Annotated in this window: 24 protein-coding genes; 12 read left to right on the top strand and 12 right to left on the bottom strand. The window is 40.6% G+C overall.

Annotated features, from left to right (window positions below; translation table 11 throughout):
- Nucleotides 1-18 precede the first annotated feature (18 nt).
- From IGI42_RS12310 to IGI42_RS12290, 5 genes are read left to right on the top strand one after another with little or no spacing between them, the layout of a single operon-like run.
- Nucleotides 19-732 (top strand): lantibiotic protection ABC transporter ATP-binding protein, encoded by a 714-nt coding sequence (locus IGI42_RS12310; RefSeq protein WP_438716164.1) that lies wholly within the window; start codon nucleotides 19-21, stop codon nucleotides 730-732.
- 2 nt (nucleotides 733-734) lie between these two features.
- A complete protein-coding gene (locus tag IGI42_RS12305; protein WP_438716162.1) occupies nucleotides 735-1,469 on the top strand; it encodes a lantibiotic immunity ABC transporter MutE/EpiE family permease subunit in 735 nt (244 codons plus the stop codon).
- Nucleotides 1,462-2,190 (top strand): lantibiotic immunity ABC transporter MutG family permease subunit, encoded by a 729-nt coding sequence (locus IGI42_RS12300; protein ID WP_438716161.1) that lies wholly within the window; start codon nucleotides 1,462-1,464, stop codon nucleotides 2,188-2,190. Before IGI42_RS12305 ends, IGI42_RS12300 begins: the two co-directional genes overlap by 8 nt.
- A 55-nt stretch (nucleotides 2,191-2,245) precedes the next feature.
- On the top strand, nucleotides 2,246-2,923 hold the full coding sequence (locus tag IGI42_RS12295; protein ID WP_438716159.1) for a response regulator transcription factor: 678 nt from the start codon (nucleotides 2,246-2,248) through the stop codon (nucleotides 2,921-2,923).
- The gene (locus tag IGI42_RS12290; protein ID WP_438716157.1) at nucleotides 2,896-4,278 is read left to right on the top strand and encodes a sensor histidine kinase; all 1,383 of its coding nucleotides are present in this window, start codon (nucleotides 2,896-2,898) and stop codon (nucleotides 4,276-4,278) included. Before IGI42_RS12295 ends, IGI42_RS12290 begins: the two co-directional genes overlap by 28 nt.
- A 97-nt stretch (nucleotides 4,279-4,375) precedes the next feature.
- Here IGI42_RS12290 and IGI42_RS12285 read toward each other — a convergent pair whose 3' ends face one another.
- Both IGI42_RS12285 and IGI42_RS12280 read right to left on the bottom strand, forming a co-directional pair.
- Entirely contained in the window at nucleotides 4,376-5,644 is a 1,269-nt protein-coding gene (locus tag IGI42_RS12285) for a RidA family protein (RefSeq protein WP_438716155.1), read from the bottom strand.
- A 165-nt stretch (nucleotides 5,645-5,809) separates the two neighbouring features.
- Nucleotides 5,810-6,034 carry an aldo/keto reductase gene (locus IGI42_RS12280; protein WP_438716154.1) on the bottom strand — a complete coding sequence of 75 codons (225 nt, stop codon included), beginning with the start codon at nucleotides 6,032-6,034 and terminating at the stop codon, nucleotides 5,810-5,812.
- A gap of 464 nt (nucleotides 6,035-6,498) precedes the next feature.
- Between IGI42_RS12280 and IGI42_RS12275 the strand changes: the two genes are divergently transcribed.
- Together IGI42_RS12275 and IGI42_RS12270 are read left to right on the top strand one after the other, a co-directional pair.
- A complete protein-coding gene (locus IGI42_RS12275; protein WP_438716152.1) occupies nucleotides 6,499-7,485 on the top strand; it encodes an ornithine cyclodeaminase family protein in 987 nt (328 codons plus the stop codon).
- An 82-nt stretch (nucleotides 7,486-7,567) separates the two neighbouring features.
- Nucleotides 7,568-9,148 carry an L-serine ammonia-lyase, iron-sulfur-dependent, subunit alpha gene (locus IGI42_RS12270; protein WP_438716151.1) on the top strand — a complete coding sequence of 527 codons (1,581 nt, stop codon included), beginning with the start codon at nucleotides 7,568-7,570 and terminating at the stop codon, nucleotides 9,146-9,148.
- Between the two features lie 188 nt (nucleotides 9,149-9,336).
- Here IGI42_RS12270 and IGI42_RS12265 read toward each other — a convergent pair whose 3' ends face one another.
- The 6 genes from IGI42_RS12265 to IGI42_RS12240 all read right to left on the bottom strand — a co-directional run bounded on the left by IGI42_RS12265 (nucleotide 9,337) and on the right by IGI42_RS12240 (nucleotide 15,729).
- Nucleotides 9,337-10,722: a hypothetical protein gene (locus IGI42_RS12265; RefSeq protein WP_438716150.1), complete on the bottom strand. Its 1,386-nt coding sequence runs from the start codon at nucleotides 10,720-10,722 to the stop codon at nucleotides 9,337-9,339.
- Between the two features lie 14 nt (nucleotides 10,723-10,736).
- Nucleotides 10,737-11,420: an RraA family protein gene (locus tag IGI42_RS12260; RefSeq protein WP_438716148.1), complete on the bottom strand. Its 684-nt coding sequence runs from the start codon at nucleotides 11,418-11,420 to the stop codon at nucleotides 10,737-10,739.
- A gap of 61 nt (nucleotides 11,421-11,481) precedes the next feature.
- Nucleotides 11,482-12,210: a PIG-L deacetylase family protein gene (locus tag IGI42_RS12255; protein WP_438716147.1), complete on the bottom strand. Its 729-nt coding sequence runs from the start codon at nucleotides 12,208-12,210 to the stop codon at nucleotides 11,482-11,484.
- On the bottom strand, nucleotides 12,203-13,105 hold the full coding sequence (locus tag IGI42_RS12250; protein WP_438716146.1) for a DUF6282 family protein: 903 nt from the start codon (nucleotides 13,103-13,105) through the stop codon (nucleotides 12,203-12,205). Before IGI42_RS12250 ends, IGI42_RS12255 begins: the two co-directional genes overlap by 8 nt.
- Before the next feature lie 158 nt (nucleotides 13,106-13,263).
- Nucleotides 13,264-13,911: a GntR family transcriptional regulator gene (locus IGI42_RS12245; protein ID WP_438716144.1), complete on the bottom strand. Its 648-nt coding sequence runs from the start codon at nucleotides 13,909-13,911 to the stop codon at nucleotides 13,264-13,266.
- Between the two features lie 711 nt (nucleotides 13,912-14,622).
- Nucleotides 14,623-15,729, bottom strand: a complete 1,107-nt coding sequence (locus tag IGI42_RS12240) for a tyrosine-type recombinase/integrase (protein ID WP_438716143.1) — start codon at nucleotides 15,727-15,729, stop codon at nucleotides 14,623-14,625.
- 775 nt (nucleotides 15,730-16,504) lie between these two features.
- Here IGI42_RS12240 and IGI42_RS12235 point away from each other — a divergent pair.
- The 5 genes from IGI42_RS12235 to IGI42_RS12215 all read left to right on the top strand — a co-directional run bounded on the left by IGI42_RS12235 (nucleotide 16,505) and on the right by IGI42_RS12215 (nucleotide 19,224).
- Nucleotides 16,505-17,296 carry a hypothetical protein gene (locus IGI42_RS12235; RefSeq protein WP_438716142.1) on the top strand — a complete coding sequence of 264 codons (792 nt, stop codon included), beginning with the start codon at nucleotides 16,505-16,507 and terminating at the stop codon, nucleotides 17,294-17,296.
- Nucleotides 17,297-17,595: 299 nt separating this feature from the next.
- The gene (locus IGI42_RS12230; RefSeq protein ID WP_438716140.1) at nucleotides 17,596-17,811 is read left to right on the top strand and encodes a hypothetical protein; all 216 of its coding nucleotides are present in this window, start codon (nucleotides 17,596-17,598) and stop codon (nucleotides 17,809-17,811) included.
- A gap of 13 nt (nucleotides 17,812-17,824) precedes the next feature.
- Entirely contained in the window at nucleotides 17,825-18,046 is a 222-nt protein-coding gene (locus IGI42_RS12225; protein ID WP_438717045.1) for a DUF2922 domain-containing protein, read from the top strand.
- A 172-nt stretch (nucleotides 18,047-18,218) separates the two neighbouring features.
- The gene (locus IGI42_RS12220; RefSeq protein ID WP_438716139.1) at nucleotides 18,219-18,602 is read left to right on the top strand and encodes a hypothetical protein; all 384 of its coding nucleotides are present in this window, start codon (nucleotides 18,219-18,221) and stop codon (nucleotides 18,600-18,602) included.
- 58 nt (nucleotides 18,603-18,660) lie between these two features.
- A complete protein-coding gene (locus IGI42_RS12215; protein ID WP_438716138.1) occupies nucleotides 18,661-19,224 on the top strand; it encodes a DUF2922 domain-containing protein in 564 nt (187 codons plus the stop codon).
- A gap of 205 nt (nucleotides 19,225-19,429) precedes the next feature.
- On the opposite strand, the gene IGI42_RS12210 is transcribed toward IGI42_RS12215, so the two are convergent.
- The 4 genes from IGI42_RS12210 to IGI42_RS12195 are packed head-to-tail and all read right to left on the bottom strand — an operon-like array spanning nucleotide 19,430 to nucleotide 24,306.
- Nucleotides 19,430-20,842, bottom strand: a complete 1,413-nt coding sequence (locus tag IGI42_RS12210) for a lipopolysaccharide biosynthesis protein (protein ID WP_438716137.1) — start codon at nucleotides 20,840-20,842, stop codon at nucleotides 19,430-19,432.
- Nucleotides 20,839-22,326 (bottom strand): O-antigen polysaccharide polymerase Wzy, encoded by a 1,488-nt coding sequence (gene wzy / locus IGI42_RS12205; RefSeq protein ID WP_438716136.1) that lies wholly within the window; start codon nucleotides 22,324-22,326, stop codon nucleotides 20,839-20,841. Before wzy ends, IGI42_RS12210 begins: the two co-directional genes overlap by 4 nt.
- Nucleotides 22,289-23,404: a glycosyltransferase gene (locus IGI42_RS12200; RefSeq protein WP_438716134.1), complete on the bottom strand. Its 1,116-nt coding sequence runs from the start codon at nucleotides 23,402-23,404 to the stop codon at nucleotides 22,289-22,291. Before IGI42_RS12200 ends, wzy begins: the two co-directional genes overlap by 38 nt.
- The gene (locus IGI42_RS12195) at nucleotides 23,401-24,306 is read right to left on the bottom strand and encodes a glycosyltransferase family 2 protein (protein WP_438716133.1); all 906 of its coding nucleotides are present in this window, start codon (nucleotides 24,304-24,306) and stop codon (nucleotides 23,401-23,403) included. The genes IGI42_RS12200 and IGI42_RS12195 overlap by 4 nt, the downstream gene beginning before the upstream one ends.
- Between the last annotated feature and the right edge of the window lie 20 nt (nucleotides 24,307-24,326).

The raw sequence follows: 24,326 nt of genomic DNA, 5'->3' as shown, positions 1-24,326 counted from the left end.
ATCAAAGGAGGATTTTCCATGCAAAAAATGATCTTAACTACCAAAAACCTGACGAAAACCTACCATAAAGAAACAGCAGTCGATCAGCTCAATTTGTCGATCCCTGAAAAGAGTATTTACGGTCTGCTAGGACCTAACGGCGCAGGCAAATCGACCACATTAAAAATGATCGCCGGAATTGTTCAGCCGACAAAAGGGGAACTGTTCTATCGAGGACATGTCTGGCAGCGGCAAGATTTAGTGGAAATTGGCGCCCTAATCGAAAGTCCACCCCTTTATGGCAATTTGACTGCCTATGAGAACCTTTTAGTACGAACGACGACATTAGACTTGCCCACTTCTCGCATTCAAGAGGTGCTAGAGCTGGTGGATTTAACTGATACCGGTAAAAAGAAAGCCCGCCAGTTCTCGATGGGGATGAAACAACGTCTGGGGATTGCTTTAGCCTTGATTAATCAGCCCAAACTGCTGATTCTGGATGAACCAACTAATGGGTTAGACCCACTTGGTATTCAGGATTTGCGAGAATTGATTCGCTCGTTTCCAGCTAAAGGCATCACGGTCATTTTTTCCAGCCATATTCTTTCCGAAGTCGAAAGTACCGTAGATACTATCGGAATTATCGCCAATGGTCGCTTGGGTTATCAAGGTGCCTTACCCGAAACTAGTGCTGCCTTGGAGAACTTGTTTATGGAAGTTGCTCGAGCACATCGTACCAAGGAGGTTGGGTAACTATGGGGAAGCTTATTTATGCCGAATACATTAAAGGCAGGCGCAGCTTTGGTCGGCGAAGTTTGTTTTTCTTTCCATTATTGATCGCTTTGCTGGCGATTTTCTTGATGGGTGGTCAATTTACGCAAATCGGTGCCTATAACTGGTGGTATATGACGTTGCTGCCGACTGTAACGGCATTGGTCTGTATCAACCTAATTAATCCGGATAAACGCTGGGCTTTTTTCAATCTGGCGGTTTTACCAGTTGCCCAGACAAAGATCTGGCAAGCTAAGCTTTGGACAGGTTGCAGTTACCTGCTTGTAGCAAACTTCATCGTTTTTGGCTTAACCACGCTATCTGGTCTATTGTTCGGTGGACAATATCCCCTTTGGCGCGGATTGGCAGCTGGAATTGTTCTTACCTTGACTTGGCTATGGCAAATTCCGTTGGGGATGTTCTTAGCGACACGTTTCCATTCGATTGCGACGTTTTTAAGTCTGTTGGGGTTAAACATTGTCTTTTCCATTCAAGATTTTGCTGGTGGTTCTTTGTGGTTCATCCCCTTTGCGATTGCTCCTCGATTGATGGCGGCGATTCTGGGGATTAATCCTAACGGTGTGCCGATGACTGCCGACAGTCCCTTACATGATACTCGTGTAATTTTGCCTGGGCTGGTGATCTCGCTTATTTTATTTTTGATTTTTTCTTGGCTTACGACGAAATGGTTTGGCAATCGGAGGGATTCAAATGAGTAATCAACTAAAAGCCGATGCCCTCAAACTCAAACGGACCGCCTTTTTCTGGCTGCATCTAGCCATTCCGTTAGTGGGAATCATCAGTTTTGTCAGCTACCAGCAGGCCACCCCTTATGCGGCAGAAGCCCTCACCGTCAATTATTACCAACTGCTAGCATTGATTTACCCGTTAATAGCAGCTTGGATGTGTACCCTAGTCACCGATCAGGAAATCGAAGCCGGCGGTGGTTTCTTTCTATTATATGCCGCTTCTCGTAATCGGGTTTTAGTGTCGAAGCTGCTATTTCTGATTATTTTCGGATTAGGGGCTTGCTTGCTGATCACTGTCGGCTATCACCTGATCGTCAGTAGTTTTATCGCCGATTATGATCTGCCAATTGCCACTAGTCTTCTACTGACGATGGTCATTTGGGGCTGCGCCTTGTTTCAATATTTCTTTCACACATGGTTGGGACTGCGATTTGGTCGGAATGTTACCTTTGCTGTAGCGGCATTTGAGCTTTTACTTGGGGCATTGCTCTTGACTGGATTAGGAGAAACAATCTGGTTCTTCTTCCCCTGTGCTTGGGGTGTTCGATTGGTTCCAATGGTCGCAAATCAGGCATGGGGACAGTTCGGCTTGCAGCTAGGAATCATCGTCTTATTGTTGGATACAGTGGTGATGGTTGTCGGGCTCTTTAGGTGGTTTCAACGCTGGGAAGGACGAAAAAATGAAGAATAAAAGTCTTGCGGAATGAAGCCTCTCAAAATATACTTAACGCAACGGAGGTGCAACGATGGCACAGATTTTAGCAATTGACGACGACAGAGAAATTTTAACCTTCATCAAAACGGCTCTGGAACGAGAAGGGCACCAGGTAATGACTGCCACCTCCACGTCAGAGGTCACACCAGCCAAGATGACCTTTGCTGAACTGATTTTACTAGATGTGATGATGCCAGATGAAGACGGCTTCACCTACTGCCAGAGAGTTCGTCAGCTGGTGGATTGCCCGATTCTATTCGTTACTGCCCGCACAGCCGAATCCGATCTAATCCACGGTTTGGGGCTGGGTGCCGATGATTACATTCAGAAGCCCTTTTCTGTCGGCGAGCTAAGAGCACGAGTAACGGCTCACCTGAGACGAGAATCTCGCCCCCATCGCCATGTCCTGCATGTCGGCTCATTCATTCTAGATTTATCTGGGCAACAGGTACTTTATCAGGAAAGTCCTTTACCCTTAACTAAGTCCGAATACGCCATTTGTGCCCATTTCATGGAACACGTCGGTCAAGTCTTCTCCAAAACCCAGCTTTATGAGGCGGTTTTCGGCTATGAAGGCGTGTCTGAAGAAAGTGTGATTGTCGAACACATCAAAAATATTCGAGCAAAGCTCAAAAAAGTTGGGCTTGAACCAATTGAAACAGTCTGGGGGATCGGCTACCGATGGCAAAAAGAAAACCAATCAGCTTAACCAACTATGTTACCCGCATCTTACTGGCGGCCTTTGCGATTATTTTTCTGATTTTGCTCATGGCGCTAGTGGGCTTTCAGTTGCTGATTCAGTTCAACTTGATTACGCCAGCCAATGCCGGAGAAACCGCCGCTCGAGCAGAAATTGATCGTTTGAGACAAGCCGGCAGCTTTACTGGCGAGTTGAATTCCCAGCTTTACGAGTACGTCTATTTTGACCAAGAAGGACAGGTGCAAGAGTCTTCATTAACTGGCAATGCCCTCAAACAAGCCATTGAGCGTCATCCGGCAGAGGATGTCACTTATGCCACTGGTGCGTACGTTTCTTTCCCAGATGGCAGTCGCTGTCTGTTTACTTGGCGTTATACCGCTTATTTCACTAACGAAATCTTACAACGGCTTCTTCCTAGCGCTGAGGTCACTTATCTCTCAAGCGTCGGACTGGTTTTACTGCTTTTTCTAGTTTTTTATACCCGCTCAATCAGTAAGAAGCTTAGACAAAAGCTCGTATTAGTCGAAGCTGCCAGCCAGCAGATTGCACAGCAAAATTTAGAAACGCCTATCCCTACTACTGCTGGTATTCGCGAGTTCAATCAAGTGCTGCATTCAATGGAAAACCTGCGAGAAGCTTTAAAGACTTCGCTACTGAAACAATGGGAAACCCAGCAACAGCGCACGCAAGAAATCGCCGCCTTGACTCACGATATAAAAACACCACTAACCGTCATTAACGGCAACGCTGAATTATTATTAGAAGACCCGCTAGATACTGAAACCAAACAATTGGTGCAAGCCATTCACAACTCCGGTACAAAGGCACAGCACTACGTCAGTACCCTCCAGCAAGTGGCAAACTTTGATCTGATCAGCTACGAAAAAGAACCCTTAGCCGTCGATTCACTCATACGTGAGCTTGTAGCTGCCCTTTCACCCTTAGCCAAAGCAAAGAATATCCAATTAAGTTACAACTATGACCAACCGCTGCAAAAGATCACAGGATCAGCCTTTATGTTAAGTCGCGCATTAAACACCCTCGGCGAAAATGCGATTCGCTACACTGATACAGGCACAGTAACCATTCAAGTGAAACAAACAGATAACGAGACCCATTTTTGTTTTGAAGATCAGGGTCCCGGATTTACCTCCGAAGCCCTGCAGCACGCCACTGAAATGTTCTGGCAACAAGACAAAAGCCGCACGGGAGACAACAACTACGGCATCGGTTTAGCCTTAGCTAAAAAAGCCGCCCAGCAACACAACGGTCAGTTGGTGTTAGAAAATACAGAAAACGGGGCTAGAGTAACTCTTGCGATAAAAAATAATGCCTCTTCCAACGATCCAACCGGTCGATCATAAGTCAATAAACGAGTGAAACGGTGGCATGATAATATGTCACTGCTTCACTCGTTTTTGTCATTGTAGAAAGTACAAGTTATTGACCATCGAAAGATGATTAAACCAATGGCGGTGTGCCTTCAGCATTCCCAACAATCGCATCCATTTGGATCAAGGCACCTTTTGGTAATTCGCTAACACCAACGACTCTGCGAGCGGGTGTGCCTTCTGGGAAGAATGTTTGATAAACTTCGTTGACTGCATCCATGTCAGCCAAATCTTTAACGAAAATATTGATCTTCACAGTATCTTCCATTACGTGGTCGACACTTTCAATCACGGCTTTGATATTTTTCAGGCATTGTTTCGCTTGCGCTTTTACTCCGCCCGATACGATATCGTCCGTGTTTGGTGCGATTGGTAATTGTGCCGCAAGATTATTGTAATGAGAAAATGCAACGGTTTGGGTAGCCAATGGGCATTGCCAAGCATCCTTTGTATTGTTTGCTTCTAGAATTAAGCCGTGACGATCCTCAATTGCTTGCGGCGGTGTCCCATCGCCATAAGAAACAACGGCTTCGATTTGGACAGCAGCACCCATTGGTAGATCACTGACAACGGCAATTGTTCGCGCAGGTACATACTTCACGGTTCTAGCAATCGCTGAATCTGGGAAGAAGGTTTTGTACACCTCGTTAACCGCTTTCATTTCGCTTAAATCTTTCACAAAAATCGTAATCTTAACAATATCATCCATCGGAACATCGACACTAGTCAAAATGGCTTTAATGTTTTTCAAACATTGTGCCGTTTGCACTTTGATGTCACCTGCGACTACCCGACCCGTTTCTGGATCAATTGGTAATTGAGCGGAAATGTTGGTGTAGTGAGAAAAAGCAACAATTTGACTGGACAATGCGTCAGCTGGTGCATGTTCCGTATGGTTCGTTAATTTAATTAAATCGCCAGCTTGTGGGGCATCAGGAATAGTTCCTTCGCCATTTGAAAGTAACGCTTCAACTTGAACTAAGGCATCTAATGGTAATGCGTCAACTGCTACGACCGTCCGTGTTGGAAGATACCCGGCAAAATAGTTCTTGTAAACAGCATCCACCGCATCCAAGTCTCTTAAATCTCTGACGAAAATCGTTAGACGAACCACATCGCTCATCACATGATCGATACTTTCAACAATCGCAGCCACATTTTTAAATGCCTGCTCTGCTTGTTCAGTGATGCCGCCTGCGACTAAGTTACCCGTTTGCGGATCAATCGGTAACTGGGCGGAAAGATTATTGTAATGAGAAAATGCAACGGATTGTGAAGCGAACGTATCAATTGGTGCCTCTTGGGTGTTTCTAGCTAATACTACATTGTCTTTAGTCATAAATAGTTCCTTTCTTGAGCTGAAAATTTTTTGTCATAAAAGGCATATTACGGCATAAGATCAATAATGTCAACGCTTTCATTGAAATTTTTTTTGGGTATGTACTCTCCACTGCAAGGCAAACACGAAAAAACCGCATCCAACGAAGGATACGGCTGTACTGATCTAGCCAATATTTAACCGTTCTAACTCGGCATTGATGGCTTGGATATCTTCATCAGCCAGCTGCCATTTAAAGGTTTCGCAGTTGATTTTGGCTTCCTGCGGATTGCGGACACCGATTAGAGCGGTGTTGACAAAGCTTTGCTGTGTAGACCAGTTAATCGCTACTTGAGCAACTGGTTTATTGTATTTTTCAGCAATCTTGTCTAACGTTTGCAACAGCTCCATGATTTTAGAGAAGGAAGGCTCTTTAAAGAATGGATAGAAGGATCACCTTCTGTCGTGGCGGCAAATAAAAGATAGCCGAATTTCCTTAGTTAGAAAAATCGCTCCTTACCTAACATCTAGCACGTTTGCCTCCTCTTTAACCTTAGTATTCTCAATCGTCCACTCACTTAAATCATCAAAATACGACGCCCATATTTTCGTTACCACTTTCCCTACAAATCCTTGGGGGTTAGCCGCTTGCTTACTCAAATAATCGATTAATGGATGATAGAGCAGAGCACCTAGCGCAATTAAACTTACCAGTAATAGTAAAGCAATGAAACCCGTTCACTAAAATGATTCCTGAAATTCTTACCAACCCTTACCACCTATTGAAATAGCTTACAAACTGATATATGATCCGTTTAGATGAACAGATCGTGCTTCACTATTTTTTGTTCAATAAAACACAAGGAGGAAGAACCATGCTACTGTTATCAAGAGCGGATATCAAGCAAGTATTTTCAATGAAAGAGGCCATCGAAGCTGATAAATTAGCGTTTAAGATGTTTAGCCAAGGAAAAACCGAGGTGCCATTAAGAACTCAAATCGTTGCAGAAAAACAAAATGGCACCTTTCTTTTCATGCCAGCCTATGCACCCGAGTTAGATGCGGCATCGCTTAAAATCATTAATATTTTTCCGGATAATATTGACAAAGGATTGCCTTCAGCACCCGCACAAGTGCTCCTAGTCGATGGCGAAACTGGCGTTATCAGTTCCGTCTTAGATGGCAATACGGTGACACAATTTAGAACCGGTGCAGCATCGGGAGTAGCTTTTGACGTATTGGGCAGAAAAGATGCCAAAGAAGGAGCCTTGATTGGTACAGGTGGTCAAGCCGCCAGTCAACTTGAAGCGATGGTGTGTGCTAGAGACTTAGAGGTTGTGCGTGTCTATGACATGAACTTCGAAAGAACAACCGCCTTCGCAAAAAGGATGGCGGAAGAATTAGCTGAATATGGCACTAAGATTGTTCCAGCAAGTTCTTCGGATGAAGCGATTACCAATGCCGACTTAATTGTGACTGTTACGCCAGCTACCTCGCCGGTATTTGAGGGGTCAAAAGTAAAGGCTGGTGCGACTGTTAGTTGCGTCGGATCTTACCAACCCCATATGCAAGAAATGGACCCCGTTATTTTAGAACGAGCGTCTAAGCTTTACTTCGATTCAGAAGAGGCGGTTCTGTCTGAAGCCGGAGACATTCTAATCCCACTGGAAGATGGAACGATCACTAAGGATAAGTTTACCGGTGATATTGGCAACGTATTGCTAGGCGATTTGGTGGGACGAGAAAACGAGCAAGAAATCATTGTTTTCAAAACAGTTGGTATCGGGGCACAAGATTTAGTCACCGCCAAACAAATTTATGATCTGGCACGGGAGAAAAATGTGGGAACTGAGTGGTCCTAAGAAGGCAAAAATCCCTTCGTTAACAATTTAGAATCCTGAAATTAATCAGAATAGATTTTTTATTTAGTAAGGAGGAAGTTCCATGCACGAATATCCCAGTATTTTTAATGATGTCTTAGGCCCTATTATGGTTGGTCCTAGTAGCTCTCATACCGCAGCTTCTGTCCGGATAGGCAGAGCACTAGCGCAAATGGTCAAAGGAAAAATCACCTATTTCCAAGCTGATTTCGATCCCAAAGGCTCATTGGCAGCTAGTTATGTTGGTCAATGCTCTGATGTCGGTCTTGTCGCTGGATTACTTGGAATGGAGCCGACTGACGACGATCTGCTTCACTCGATTAAAATTGCCGAAGCTCAAGGGATGGAGATAAATTTTAGCATCGTGCCTTACGATGCACCCCATCCAAACACTTACAAAATGACAGTCAAGAGTGACTTAAATGAAGAAGTGCATGCCACTGCTCTGTCTGTCGGCGGTGGAATGATTGAGTTCATCGACATTGACGGTGCCAACGTTTCAATCAACGGAGGGTTCTATGAAACCTTGCTATTTGGTAAAAACCTCCAATTGACGGAAAAAGAATTAGTGAATGAGTTAGAAAATACACGCACGAAGTTTTGCTCATTGTCTGTTGTGGAAACGAAGGATCATAGTGTTCTTCATATCCAAACCCATGAACCGATTCAGCCAGCGGAAATCACGCGTTTAAACGAACTGATGACAATCGAAAAGCTCATCGCATTTGATCCAGTCTTGCCGGTAATGTCCCAAAAAATACCTAGTGTTCCTTTCCTTACAGTCAAGGAAATGCTGGAGCAAGCCAAAAAGGACCAACTAGATTTAGCCGATATGGCCCTAAAATACGAAAGCATCCGAGGAAGTATTTCGGAAGAAGCGGTGTATGAAAAGGCAGACCAGATTGTTGATATCATGCGCAAAGGGATCGAAATTGGCTTAAATGGTACGAGTTATGAGGATCGAATCTTAGGGTATCAATCCTATAAAATGTTTGAACCTAACAACAAACTAATCGGCGGCGAGCTAAACACGCGGATTATTGGCTATATTTCAGCCATGATGGAAGTTAAAAGCTCGATGAATGTCTTCGTTGCCGCACCAACAGCAGGTTCTTGCGGGGTCTTGCCAGGAACCGTTATTGCTGTTTCAAGTTTTTATGATAAATCGAAAGATGACTTGGTTCGGGCGATTTTAGCAGCCGGAATCACTGGTGTTTTTATCGCAGAATATGCTACTTTTGCGGCTGAAGTGGCCGGGTGCCAAGCTGAATGCGGCTCGGGATCAGGGATGACAGCTGCGGCTTTGGTTCAATTAATGGGCGGAACGATCGAAGAAGCTGTAAATGCGGCTTCTATGGCTTTACAGAATGTTTTTGGCATGGTCTGCGATCCAGTGGCAATGCGGGTTGAAGTTCCCTGCTTAGGAAAAAATGTGATGAGCGGTTTCAACGCCTTAGGAGCTGCCAATATGGCATTAGCCGGCTATGATCCAGTTATCCCATTGGATGAAACGATCGATAGTTTTAACAAAGTTGGGCGAATGATCCCGTCAGAATTAAGATGTACCGGGCTAGCCGGTGTTGCTCAAACAGAAACTGGTTTAAAAATCGCAAATAAGTTGGGATGTTCACTGGATTGTTGCTAAGGAGTACCATCTACTAAGCCGATTTTTAGAAAAGTTTACCATTCAGTTGGTAGACTTTTCTTTTTTTAGGCCTTTTTCCTAATTTTAGTGAACTTTGGTAGCTAGTTTTTTGATTTACGGGATTTCAACAACTAAAAAACCCAAAGACATCATTGATGGCCTTGAGTTTTTCATTATTCATTAAGAAGCTATGCTGTCAACTGATGCAAAATGATGGTGAACAGAACCATGCCGATCATGGCAAACGGGAAAGTAGCTCCATATCCTGTAGCCGCATCATCTGAGTCGAGTACATCAATTAATGTTCCCATACCAGTCGTATTCGTCATACCACCACAAATAGCTCCTGATAACAGCACCCAATTCATCTTGAAGACATATCTTCCTACAAGGAAACCTGATAACAATGCTACTGCTGCTGTTACAAAGCCTACAACAACAAAGGTCAATCCAGAACCGGTAATAGACTCAACAACACCGAAGCCATAACGTAGTCCTACGATAGCCAAGAAAATTTCTAAACAAAGAGTTCGCAAAACCTGTAATACTTTATCTTCCATGCGAAAGTTAATAAATCTGATTTTGCCGATTGATCCTAAGACTAATCCGCCAAGCAAAGCACCACCAGTCATGCCTAAGCTAAACGTTCCAAAACTACCCAGAGGGATTTCTATACTCCCGATAATTAAGCCCGCTAGCGCAGCCAACGCAAATCCAGTAACATCAAATAGGACATTTTTTGAAAATTTATTTTTCTCATCTTTACCCTCAGTATCTCCATCCGACATAATTTTAGCGAACTCCGCTTTTTCATCCTTAAGATTGATTTTAAATATCTTATGAATGAAGCTCATAGATAGAATTACTACAATTGATCCAATCGGAAATGAGATTGAATGTCCAATACCAACATCAGCTGATGCTTTTTCCACAAAAATTTTTTGCTGGCTTTCAGTAAGAGTTTGGGTATTTTCAATCGTCAGATTTTCTTGAGAATTATCATTTAATACATCAAGAATCATCTGTTTTTCTTTCGTTGGTAAGGTTTCATAATTCTTGGCATCTTCAGTCGTAGTAGCCTGCACCGTTTCAAGTGCTGCAGCTAATGAAGGAGAACTTGTCATTGCCCCTGAATACGTTCCAGATACTTTAAAAATATCTTTCTGTGGGAGTGATTCTGTTAAAACGAAACTTGTAGCTGCACCCATAAAAGTGATTAAAAATCCTAAAATCACGAATTGAAACCCATATTTTTTGATGACTTTCTTTATGCTGTTTGAAGCCAGCAACCCGATAGCAGTAACAAATAAAACTAGAAATGTATTAAATAGCAGATGATCAATGACTCCTTTTTGAATAAAAGCCTGTGCTGCCCCATATTCATCTGAGCCTTCAGTAAAACTATGTGCATATTTTAAAACAAAATATCCGATAAATAGTCCGGCAAACAAGACACCCGAGCCTCCAAAGCAAAAACTTTTGATTCTAATTCTGCCAAAGAGCATTCCTAAAAAGATTGCTGCAAAAATTAAAACGAATGGATTAAAAACAAATTCTGTCAAATTAAAAAACATTATTCTCCCCCCAGTTAATCCAGCACCCCTAATTTTCGAAGCTTCTCATCGATATCAGGTTTGGTGATATGTCCCTCTTCAATTTCAATCGCTCGTTTTGCTTCGTATTTCAACTTCTTCTCAGTTCCACTTACAATTTCTTCAATTTGGTCTGGAGGAATAATCACTATTCCATTGTCATCGGCTACAACATAATCTCCCGGCATTACAACAACACCGCCACAGCTGATCGGATGATTGATTTCACCAGGACCATCTTTGTCACCAACTGCAGGGGTCACAGCTTTAGCAAAGATTGGGTATTTTTTTTCCATCAATTCTTCAATATCTCGAATTGCCCCGTCAATCACAAAGCCGCCAATTTTTTTCTTGAAGGCTGCACTAGACATCAGGTCTCCCATGATTGAATAGTTTTCAGTACCGCCAGTATCGACAATGATAATGTCGCCTTCTTTTGCAATATCTATTGCTTTGTGCAACATTAAATTGTCTGCTGGTCTAAGCTTCACCGTAATGGCCGGACCTGCTAGTTTCACCCCACTAGAAACCGCTTTAATTTTTGAATCTAAGGTATTAAATTTATTAAGTCCGTCACTAAGAGGCGGCGTCCCAAAATCCATTAATTTTTGAAAGATTGACGTATCCTTCGGACGGTTGATATCTTCCCCAATTCTGAAACCAATTCTACCTTTGCTCATACGTTTCTCCTTTATATGTATCTCACTTCCCAGTTTTAGGAAGCGAGATAATTTTATTGTTTTAAACTAGTTCCTCTGAAACTACCGCATAGAAATTTGCAAAGCTCTCAGCATACTTATACGTGTTGTTCCCAGATAAACGACGGGCATGATTGCCTCGCATAAATGCTCGTTGTTTGTAGTACTCAATTAAGTGGTGCTGCCCTGCAAAACACTCCATTGCTTTGACTTTTTTGTCGTATACTTCAGTAATGTCAATGAACTGATCCGGTACGTATCCGCTAATTTCTGTTTGATGAGGTTCAAACCCAAACATTCTCATTTGCTTTGTAACGGGATGTCCCTCTGTTAAAATCCCTGCAGAATTTGACATAATACTTGCCCGCCATACTAAATCATGGACGTTATTGTGATCGGGATTTAATATGTCATTTTTATCATGGGTGATGATAATGTCAGGTTGGGTTTTGCGAATAGTTTCAACTACTCTATTTTCTAATTCTTGGTTGATATCAATTGGATAATCCACCAAATCCCAATATTCCATATCAGTGACGCCAAGAATGGCAGCTGCAGCGGCTGTCTCTTGTTTTCTTACTTCTTTTACTGAATCATAGGAAGCGTTCTCTTTTTTCCATAAACCATTTGATTCTCCTCGAACTCCGTATGTCATAACGACTACCTTAACATTGGCACCATTTGCAGCATATTTTGCAATTGTTCCACCTGATCTCCAGACATAATCTGCAGCATGAGCACTAAATACTAATAAATTTTTTCCTTTAATCATTGCTATTCTCCTCTGCTAATAATTTTGAAGGGTTTTCTACGATCATTTTTCTAATATCATCCTCGGTAAATCCTTCTTCATTGATCAAACGTTCAGCGAATTCGCGAAGTCCTTCATCTGGGTAACAATTTGTTGATTGCCCAAGGTCAGTAGCAAGAATTACTTTATCCGGAGTCAGTTCACGAATTTGGCGAGCTGTTTCAGCAAAATCAACCTTTCCTGATTTCCACGTTACATAACAATGCTCCATGTATGCTCCGAATTCTGCTAACTTTTTCTGGTCTTCTACACTGTAATAGGTGGTTGGAAAATCTACATGGGTGATGATGATTTTCTTTACGCCCCGTTTTTGCGCTTCTTCAACTAGTGCAAAAGTTTCTTCATGTGATAAGTGACCAGTAGCCAAAATAATGTTGTATTTGGCGATTGTATCGATCACCTTAATGGTATCATCAGTCAGTTTTCCGTCTTCTAGGATAGTTATCGTAGGAATTTCAATATTTTCATCCTTAAGGTCTTTCACTATTTTGGCCCAGTAAGGAAGTTTTTTGTTAGGATCACCAGTCATAACATGAGAGATCTCATTTTCAGAGTCGGTAGTCGGGAACCAGACAATTTTTGCTCCCGATCTTGCTGCCATTTCCACAGCGATTGAATTGATCCCCCCAACAGACTGGTTTAAAGCGATAGCTCCAATACAATTGCATTCTGGCGTTACCTTGTTTACTAAATATCCACGTTGCGCAGTATTGAAATAATGTGACTTCAACACATAGCCAGCCATTCCAGATTCTTTGATTCGTTCGGCCATTTCCAAATCATCAAATTTCCGCGGCATGATATCTGGACCTGAATGTACGTGTAAATCATATGCACCTTTTAAAATATTACTCATCTTATCTCCTCCTGTTGATCATTATTGTTGAACAATCTTGTTGACAAGTGAATTGTAACCGCTATCTGAAAGAATGTCAATCAGAAATTAAAAAAAGACATTCGAAATCGAAATGTCTTTTCCAAGAATCCTGTATTGTTAATGTTTCAGGCGATAATTTAGTGATTTAAATAATCATTGTATTCCAAAAGTGTATCTCTCACACTGAAAATATGTTCTTTGGCTCTTTGAGAAGCAAGTGCGCCATCTCTAGTTTTAACTGCTTCTAATATGTTTTTATGTTCTATAATCGTTGCTTCTTTTCGACCCGGAATAAGTATGGTTTTAAAGTTATACTTTGATAGTTGATTTTTTAAGTCTCTTATGATGCCAATAGCCACAGTATTGTCACATTTATTGTAAACGACTTCGTGAAAACTTTTATTCAGCGTGGAATGATTTTGAAGGTTATTCTCAGCAATATTATCAACCATTCGCTCATATATTTCACTCATCTTTTTGATATCATCATCACTTAGAAGTGGTGCAACCTTTCGAAAAACATACCCTTCAAGCTCAGCTCTGACCTCCAATAAATTGATGATATCTTTAGTATTTAGTGCTGTTACCTTTGCTCCTTTGTGAGGCTCGATAGAAACTAAATTATCTTTTTCCAATAATGAAAGGACGTTTCTGATCGTATTCCGGCTTGTTTGAAATCGGTTCGCCAAGTCATTTTCTATCAGCTTTTCATTAGGATTATACACACCATCATTTATGTCTTTTTTTAGTTGATTCAATATTGTAGTGGTTTTGCTTTCACGCATAATTTCACCTCATCCCTCATTTTTTACAAAATATTTATACCCCTTATACTAACTAATTTTACCACATCTTTCATCAAAAATTCTGATTAGATAAATGGTTGTGCACAATGGTTATCTATAAAGAAGGGCTAAAATGAAAAAAGTCTATGACGAATCAATAAAACGTTAGACCTGATCCATTTGTATTGAAGAACAGCGTTACATGGTAATTTAAAATAATATGTAAAAATTCCAACTTTTTACTCAAATCTTTAACAGCTGTCTAAACTATTATGGTACTTGCAATCGTCATTGATCCAAAATAGATTCTATTTCCCTTTAATAGACCTTTTATTTCTCTAAGTCCTACAGTGATCTATTTCTTATGTAGTTCATTTTACGAACATTTTTGCTTTAAATACCCAAATCATTTATACTTTTATTAAACAAATGAGTACTATTTTTCCTAGTTTTAGAAAGACTAAGAAACCTGATAAAAACCTTATTAATTCAACAAAAACCCCCTCCACTTGACGGAAATTGACGGTCTATAATTCCAAAACAAAAGCAAAAAAAATCGAAAAAAATTTCATTTAATAACAGTCGGTCAAAGAGGTGCAACTCACACATGACCTCACTTAAGGATGTCAAATAAGGATGACTATTTTCGATACTTGTGTGCAATTTCAAGCACCTCAAACTGTCGGCATACACATTTTTTTGAAAATGTGGTTATTCCAAGTCTTTTTCCATTTGTTCGACGACTCGGATACGTTGCTCCATTAATGATCCTGCATAAGTATCCAGCGTCATTTGAGTAGAACTGTGTCCCATCAATGCACTTACACTCATGATATCCCCATTGCTTTCTAGACAACGCGTCGCAAAGGTATGTCGTAACCGATGGAAATTGACGCCAGCTAAATTTGCCTCTTCCCGAATTTGATGAAAGTGGTAAGTTAAAAGTCGCGGCTCTGAGGGATAATTTTTGCCAGAAACAACATAGCTCCCCGTAGATTCTTGCTTTCGTTTCCACAACAGTTGAGTTAACATCAGGCTCATTGGAATCGATCGTGTAGCCGAAGGAGTCTTAGAATCCATGTATACCAGCACAGTTTTTCGCTGGTCTTCTGAATTTGAAACCCGCTGATAAGTGGCTTCTACGTGGATCATCCTATTCTCAAAGTCAATATCTTTCCATGATAAGGCTGCTATTTCACCAATCCGTAAACCCGCATGTAACGCTAAGAAAACTGGTATCCCTTTACCTTCTTCCCTTTTCAGGGCTGCTTCTTCCAATCGCTTTTGTTCTTGTTTGGTTAAGGACTGATTTTTCTTCTTAATTACTTTAGGCAACTGAATTGAGGTAAAAGGATTTTCTTTAATCAGTTCTTTATTTAGCGCCGAATGCAAGCATTGGTTGATAATTCGAAAGATTGCATGAATCGTGGATGACTGTAGTTCTTGCTCTTTCAGATGTGCCAATAGTTGTTCGGCAATCTCTTCATTCAATTCATTAAGATTGTAGTCCCCTATCAATGAGAAAACGTAATGGACCAATTTGTGTTCATAGTTTGCATAGGTAGATTGTTTAATCGCTGGTTTAATCTCCTGCAACCAATGAAGTCCCCACTCACAAAACAAAATTGCAGCTTCGCCTTGAAAGTCCATAAGAAACTGATACTTCATCTTTTGGGGATACAGTTTTTCCCGTACTTCTTGCAATGTTTTGCCATAAACAGAACGATACTTTGTTTTCCCATTGGTATTTTTCCCAACTGCGTATCTTCCTTCCCAACGCTTGTCCTTCCGCCGATAAATATTTTCACCTCGACGCATCACGCCACTTCCTTTCAGTTTTTTTTGACGGTAATTTTGACGGTAAATAGATAATCCCGTTATCTCGGTAATTTCTTGACAGACTTTCCCAGACATCTTGAAGCACAAAATAAAATAAACATATATTTTTATTTTTGCAAAAAATTATTCAAGCATTTTCCAAACCGGATCGTAATAAACCCAGCTGTTATTGCGGAAATATAAAAAACAAAAAGAATAATTCACATTTCTCTTAGTCTTTCTAAAACTAGGAAAAGAAAAAGGATATCCCACCAATTAAATAACTAACAAATTCTTATTTTTTCTGATTATCTGTTTTCCGTCAATGACATATCAAAATACGTCAGAATTTTATTATATAACAAAACTATCAAACGAATATTAAAACTAGTTAAAAGTATAATATTTTTCATTTTTTATCAATGAAATCGTTGCCAAAAACTTCATGTTATGTTTCCACAAGGCGTTTTTTTTATAGTATGATTAACATACAGTCACTGTATTATAGCTGTACGCTCTACTAGTGTTGTGAAGATCAGGACTGAAAATAAACACTGATCCAAGGAAGCTTTAGCGCTATAAATACTTGTTAGGATCACTATGTTTTACCAAGAAGATCGTCGCCCAGATTCCGGATAACTGTGGCGAGAACGCTAAAGAAAATGACTCTGCCAGCTTTTAAAAGTACTCGAGTTAAGAACTGCTCAGTCAATGAATTGCTTACAGCGATTGTTACCCCATAACGCTAGTAATCAAACTTGTTAGGAGTTGATCCATGTTGAGAACTACTTTCAAATCAACGAAGCAGACGAATGATTCCCCTTTATTGCTTGACTGCACACAATTTTCGAATACTTGGCAAGAGGCGCTGGATCGAGCGACCCCTTACATGCCTAAGGAAAGTCGGTACCCTTCTTTAGTGATCCCGATTCCCAATCGGACAGATTCACTTATTATTTCTCAGGGTCGCTATTATTATTCACCCCAAAAGACGTTAAGTACTTTAAGAGATCACGAAGCAGTCTTACAAAGTTATGATTATGCTTGCTGGGCTCGTGCCCTTAGATATTTTGATTGTTTTGGTGTAAAGCTATTACCAGTAGTAAATAGAACGTCCTGCTTGTTTCCTATCATTTCGTCTATTCACCACGCTCTCTGGATAAACCCAATGGAGATTGAAGAAATGATAAAAATCGGTGACTTTACACGCATTATTATGGTTGATGGTACTGCCATACAATGTTTTGTGAGCAAACGCACAGTTAGTCTTCATGCAGCTCGTGCCCTAACTGCCCTAGCTACCATCCGCAGAGACCATTTATACCCTGATATTCTTGGACACCACCCGTTAGATTATTTGGAATTGCCAAACACTCCCTTTCTTCGTTCAATCATTAAACGTTCGAAATCACTTCAATTTTCCATTCCACTAAGTGAGTTAAAACGTCAATATGAAACCGAATGTTTGACTCGTCTGTTTACGAAGTTAGGGAAAAAAACGAATCTAGGTGGCTTAACTTACACTTCGATATTAAATTCTTTAAATAACACATATAGATTTTATTAAAATTACACCAATGCGGTTTTGAGCATAATTCAAAAACGTATTGGTGTCTTTTTTTCCTTTTTTCTACTAATTTGCTAACTTTTTTTACCCCCCTCTAACGTGCACGCTTAAAAAGAAAGAATGTTGTTATATCAATATTCTTTCTTTTTTGAAGTGCACGTTAGAGGGGTCTTTTGCAAGTTAGCGTTTTTGTCTTTTTCCAAAAAATGGTTTATCTTTTAGTCACCGGCCGGTACAAAAAAACAAAACCTAAAAAAACGAAAATAAAAATCTAAAAACAGAAAGCAGAGGAAAATAACATGATGCAAAAACTAGGAAACAAACTACAAGTCATTATCGAACAAGAAGGGCAAGAAAAACAAAAGAAAGTCAGCTTCCAAAATGTGATCGACAATCCCGCAGAAGCGGACATCCTTTCATTAGGTGAAATCATGGCAGAGTTATCGGTCAGCGACAGTATTTTTGACAGTGTCATCTTGACTTCGCAAACACGTATCACAAAGGAGGCGGAATAAAATGGTCACTAGTATGAAGAAATTAGTTGTAAACTTTCGAAACGCCGTCGGAAAAAGCCAGACGTGGAGCTTGAAGGACCCAGATACGACGAAGACCCCTTCACAGATCAAAACCTTGTTAGAAAAATTCTCAGGGTTAAACCTGTTCCAAAAAAACGGGGTGCGTTCTTACGAAACCCTTGTCAGTGCTAAATATGTTGAAACCATTGAAACCATCATTTTCACGAATGAGTAACAAGCAATCTAAACAAGGTTAACGCTTGAGCTTCCAACTGATCATCCTTCAACTTCGGCAGTTACTAGTTTCAATGCGCAAACTGCTGGAGTTGGTGGTTGTAATTGTTTAGCTATATTGGCTGTCTAAAAAACTTTAAACTAACTATATTAAAAAAAGGAGTCGAATCACTATGTCAGAGCAACCCTTCACACACTATCAGATCTTCAACCTCACACTTGAGACACTCGAGCAACGCATCGGAGAATACTATGAGCAAACGCAAGACGGTACCACCACCATTCAACTATTGCTTGCTTTACGCGTCCGCTATCAGCTAGGTGCGGAGGAGTTTGCTCTGGTATTACAAGATTTAGTTCGCTATTTATTCCTGCGGACCAAGGCGACCAAAGTTATGAAACGTTTCTTTTACTATTTTGCGGATTATTTTGAAGCACCTGAATGGCAGAAGCTGTGCTTAAAAGTATTTCCCGTACGCAATTTCATTGAAAAAGCCAAGTCCATCGCTGGGTCACTGATTGCTAAATTTCGTCCGACAGAAACGGCGGTTCCTTGAGATACTTGATTTGTTGCCTGGTCCTCTATGCTAAAAATTTTGAAAGGAGTCGCAAAAAATGATCAAATTAGTTGGGACTTTTCTAAATGATGTGGGAAAGAAACATACCTTTACTATGAAAGAGCCAAATATCGAGTTAAGTCCTGCAAAAGTCAAAGAATCACTGGAACTATTGACCGCTTTAAATCTATTTGAAAAAGAGGGCACTGCATTATTTCAAAAAGTAGTCAGTGCCAAGTATGTCGAAACGATCGAAACACCTATTTTTAAGGAAAATGAGTTTTTTGGAGAAGCCGAAGAACCGACCAAATTAAACCAACCGCTAATAGTAACTGATCCTGTCTTAGATGTGGCAGAAGAATCTATAAATGAAGAAAACACTCAAGCTGGCGATCCTCAGCAAATGCCGGCAGAATTAACTGCTCAAAGCAGCTACAGAAAACTGCCAGAAGTCCCAGTTGTTACACTGAAGGAGGTCTCACCAGAAGTCAAAGAAACTTCCCGTATTGCTCATTCAATCCAAGATGAAAAAGAATCAGGACTTTATAACCTTATTTTAGATATGTTACGTAGAAGAAATCAACGAAAAGCGCAGGAACAACAGAAAAAAAATCCCGATTAACCCGCCCACAAGCTGATTTTTATTTGATCGATCAATAAAAAAGACCACCTGCGAAGGTTGGGCACTTCGCAAGTGGTTTGTCCGTTCATTGACAACCGAATACATACGTAAACTTTATCATTGATCCGAAATAGCGTGCTTGGTTCCCCATTACGGATTACTTTTTCACTTTATTCAGTTGATCGCTTGTTTTAGCGATCCACTTTTATATAAATTTACTTAACAGCGTTACATCCTGAGTAACTGTTTTCCATTTTACTAGAAGTACGCTAATCAAAACTACAGTATAGACCGTTCCTGCCAAGGCAAGCGGTAAAAACTGATTACAAAGAATGAATACTAACGGCAGAAAGATTTGAAGAGCCAACATCTTCACATCTGTTTTCTCAAAAAACTTCAGCAAGAAGAGCTCACCTAGCAAACAGCGAATACCTAAAACCAAAGGAATACAGCATACCGCCAGCAAGAGATTTGGAGCAACAAAAACAAAGAAAATGGAACAACCCAGACTAACAAAAAACGAGAGCATGTTCATCAAAAATAGCGTGTTCTCCATTCGAAAAGCTTTTAATCCAGGATTTATCAATAAGGAGACCTTTGATTCAAATAAACAAATCGGAAAAACGATCCCCATATAAACGATACTGCTTTGATAATCCGGCAACCATCTAGTTAAAACGAATGCCAATGGGTAATACATGATCAGCAGGGCAGAAAGGACTAACGTAATACAATTGGATAGACTTGGATAAATTTCTTTGAGTTTTGATTTTCCCAATTGTTTGAATACAGGAAAAAGTACCAATCCCAACGCTGAGATAAAGATCAACAAGAAATTGCACAAACTCAGAGTTAACGACACCCTGCCAAAGGTTTCGATACTCCATTTACGTTCAATTGCCATCCGAACAGTCCCGATGATCAGCATACTCATGGTGCTTGCTAGAAGGATCATCGATCCAGACTTGATATTTCTGCCCACATCTTTTTGAACACTCTTCAACGTAAGTGTTTGGACTGCAGAGGCGCTGAATAGTTCACGATACGTATACATCGCATACAGTAATGAAAAAACTTTTCCTAAAATATCTGCTACCACAAGGTACCGATAGTCTTTTATTTGAAGCAACAGCACCACCACAATTAGAGCCACAGAGAGTACCCGCTCGATAACAATGATTTCTGAATACAACTTGAAATTACTAATCGCCTGCGAAAGATGGATGAAAAAATACCGAATATTCACAAAAACGATAAAAAAGGCAATCGCTTGGATGACAAAGCGCTTCTCTAAATCGGTCACCAAACAGGCGGCGAAAAAGACACCTGTACTTAACATAATCTGTAAGACTGAAAACAGTTTGAACTGGATCTGTAGGTTGCCAATGCCAATTTCCACTAATTGCTTGCCAGTATAACGTAAGCAAATTCCGTCAGTCCACCCGAGTGTGAACAAGGTGACGTACGAAGAAATGAAGATGTAATACTGCCAATAGCCATACTCTGTTATGCCAATAAATTTTGGAACAAGTAAAACCGTGATCGTTGATCCGATCATTTTTATCAGATTCGAAGATATACTATAGGAAAAATTCCTCAAGATTTTTTTATTGTTCATTGACTCATTCCTTCTTGATGGTCTTTTTCCTTACTATGCCATCTTCTTTCTAATTCGCTGCCCTCAAGCCACTGAGTCAAAATTACGATAGCCAAATACGGAAATAACAAGAGATACAAGCAGTGTCTGATATTCAAATAGATGGAAGAGCGACCAATAAATGCAAAAATGTAAAGCGCAATCGCTATAAACGGGATTCGTAAATCTTGATAACGTTTAATCCAACTACCTGACAATACCCAAAAGATAAATAACCCGACAAAATAGATGGCAATAATCCCAAACCAACCAAAATTATAATAGGTCTCCCCTAACATAGAAAAACCTAGACCATACGATTCATGCTCAATTTGAGTAATCCAACGACTCAGTATTGCATAATTAGCAAAGGAAAAACCGCCAAAGAAAAAAGAAGGTATGCAGCTGAGTACGGAGGCTACATAAGAAAAGCCAAAGGAGTAATTTTGTACTTCTGGAACAATCGATTGGAGCCGCAGCCAAATCTGCATGGAAGAACCTAACTCGCCGAAGGTATTGATCGCTAGTTGTAAAGGACCGCCAGCATCTATGTAAGCTTTTAGATAATCATCCAAGGTTCGATTTGCGGCGCCTCTAACGGATGCAATTAATGGATAGACAAAAAACAAGATGCCGATTATTGCTACTGCAAAGATCGTATAGGCCTTTCTGTCTTTCTCAGAAGCTGTGGTCAACAGGAGAAAAATAGTGCCTAGCAGCACGGATGTTCCTGAACCTCGATCACCCACATAAAAACTGAAACAAACCGTCGCAAACAATGTGAGTATTAACAGGTTCTTTTTCAGCAACTCTTTCCTAAACATATAAAACAAAAGGAATACTGCCGGAATAAACCATAGACTTAAGAGATAGGCTAAGCCAGAGCCTTCATTGGAAGAAGCGTAAATCCCTCCATATCCCATACTGCTTGTAACACGATAGGTCGCCATTTTCTGCTGAATAAATGCCGGAGCTGAGAGGGCAAATAGACTGAATGCGACGATTTTTGTGCTGTTAACTCTCGTGATCGAGTCTGTTTGTTCTATGATTACGGGTTCTTTCTTCTGTAAAAAAAAGGTAGAAGAAAAGAGAAAGAACAGCATGGAAAAGATAAAATAAAGAATATACTGATTGATTAGCTCCATTGAATATATTTGAAACAGATTAAAGCGCTTATAGGTCAATCCTAGAGAGTAGAGAAAGATTTGCCCATAAGAGAAGATGAAAATAGCACTCCAAAGCAAACTGAATTGATTGATCACTGTCGCTTTACTCTTCCAAAAATATACGATCCCATAGGCAAACACACCATTGCCAACCCATGCCAAGCCTACTAGGACTCTTGGGTCATCAAGTCCAATAAATACACTAATGCTTGCGGCCAATAAAGCAGCAGCAAGTATAAAAAGGGTGATGACTCGATTGACTTCATGTGTAGAGGCTATAGAATAGTTCTGTTTTTCCATCGATATCAAACCTTTGCCTTATGATTTCTTTGCGCAGCTGTACTTGGACGTCTAGGATCGGTGAAGAGGATCGATTGACCGAAAGAATGGTACCGATCCAATGATCCAATGACGCCTCAAGGTCTAGCCAAGTAATTAATCCTAGCTCTTTGGCTTCCACTTCATTGGTAATAGTGGTTGCGGCCACGATCGGTAATTGGGCAGCTTGTGCTTCGACTAATGTAACCGGGTACCCTTCATAAAGTGAAGGCATGAGCAGCACATCAAATACTTGCATCAATAAAGGGACATCGCTTCTTAGTCCTAAAAACAAAACTTCTTCTTCCAGCTTGCGTTTGGCTACTTCTGCTTTTATGGCTGCATGTAACGGACCATCTCCTACTAAAACGAGCTTAAAATCAACCTTTTGGTGTTTCAATGCTGCGGCTAGTTTAATGAGAAAAGCATGATTTTTCGCCGGGCGGAAGCTGCCGATATGGCCAATCACTAGGGAGTGCTTAGAAAGCTTTAACTTATTTTTACACTGTGTGATTGTCCCACGATCAACCGTGGTAAAATCCTCAGTGTTGATCGCATTATGGTAAATCACTCCTCTAGTACGAAAGGCTTTTTCACCATATAAGGAGTTCCCAGCTAATTGGCTGCAGCCAACTAGTTTCGTCGCTGTCTTTGCAATAATGAAGCGGGTCGTGTGTACATAGACACTTCGGATAAAAGACGTCTTCTTCTCTTGAATAGCACTATGAGAATGGCAAATTCTAATCGGTACCCCTAGCTTTTTCGCAAAAAAAAGCGGGACTGCGCTATGGTGATTTAAGTGCACGTGGATCGCATCATAGCCATTCTCAGCAATGATTTTTTTGAATTGACGGTAATACTGCCATAGATTCTTACGATTGGTTAACACATGGATCTTCGCTCCCTGCTTCAGCGCTTCTTTTACATAAGAGGTGTCCTGCTCTTCGTAGAGTAAAAAATCGAAGGTACAGTTTTTGGGATCGATTGTTCTAAATACACTCATGATCATCGCTTCAGCTCCGCCTTGCTTAAGACCGCCGACTACTTGCAATACCTTCATTTTCCAGACAACCTCACTTGCAGACGAACACCATAAGCTAAAATCACACCGGGAAGATAACACGCTAGGACTAGCGGTTTTTTCGGGCAATCTTTTAGGAAGTTTAACTTTCTAGCATGTACACAATGCATGCAATAAAGCAACGCACGTCTAATATAAAACCTTGGAGTACCACCTTCTAAAGAGAGCAAAAAACGCTTATGATCGGCAAATGATTTGGGACTGTTTAAGTATTGCCTTTTTTTCGATTTAGAGATGCCTTCTTCTTGATAGTTCACTACGATTAGTGGTTCATTCAACAATAAATAGTTTTTTTGCATCGAGATTTGGTGATGCAAATAGGCTTCATTTAGCGACTTTTCATCGTCGTAGTACTTGGAAGGTTTCGTGTGCTTGTAGAGTTCACTTCGGATGACTAACTTTCGATCTGCCCATTTGTAAGCTGAACGCTCCGTAATAATATCAATAAGATTAATTTCAGTTAAGGTATCCGGAAATTTGCCACCGATAATTTCTCCTTCTGCGGTCATATCCAATCCGCAAATTCCAGCGTAGTGATCACTGCCCTTGGCTTCCCATAAGGAAAGCACTTTACTGATTGAATCGTCTAACAAATAATCATCTGAGTCGACACACATAGCTAGTTCAGTAGTTAAGTGTTTAATTGCCTCAACATAGGCTGTTTGTAGACCCCCATTTTTCTTATATTGGTAGTCAATCGAAAAGTCGGTTTCTTGCTCGATCCACTTTTCGACCAAGGATCTTGTCTCATCCGTTGAGCCATCATCAATAATTAGCCATTTAAACCTTTGATTGGTTTGTCTTTTTAATGAGCCATAAAGCAGTGGCAATAGATGTGCCCGATTATACGCGGGTGTGAAAATGGTGATCGCTGGTTCCATCGTATTGTTTCCTTTCTGCT

The organism is Enterococcus sp. AZ109, assembly GCF_051714625.1.
Taxonomy (GTDB): Bacteria; Bacillota; Bacilli; order Lactobacillales; family Enterococcaceae; genus Enterococcus_A.
The sequence above is the reverse complement of the archived record's forward strand: the minus strand, read 5'-3'. Positions and strand labels throughout refer to the sequence as shown.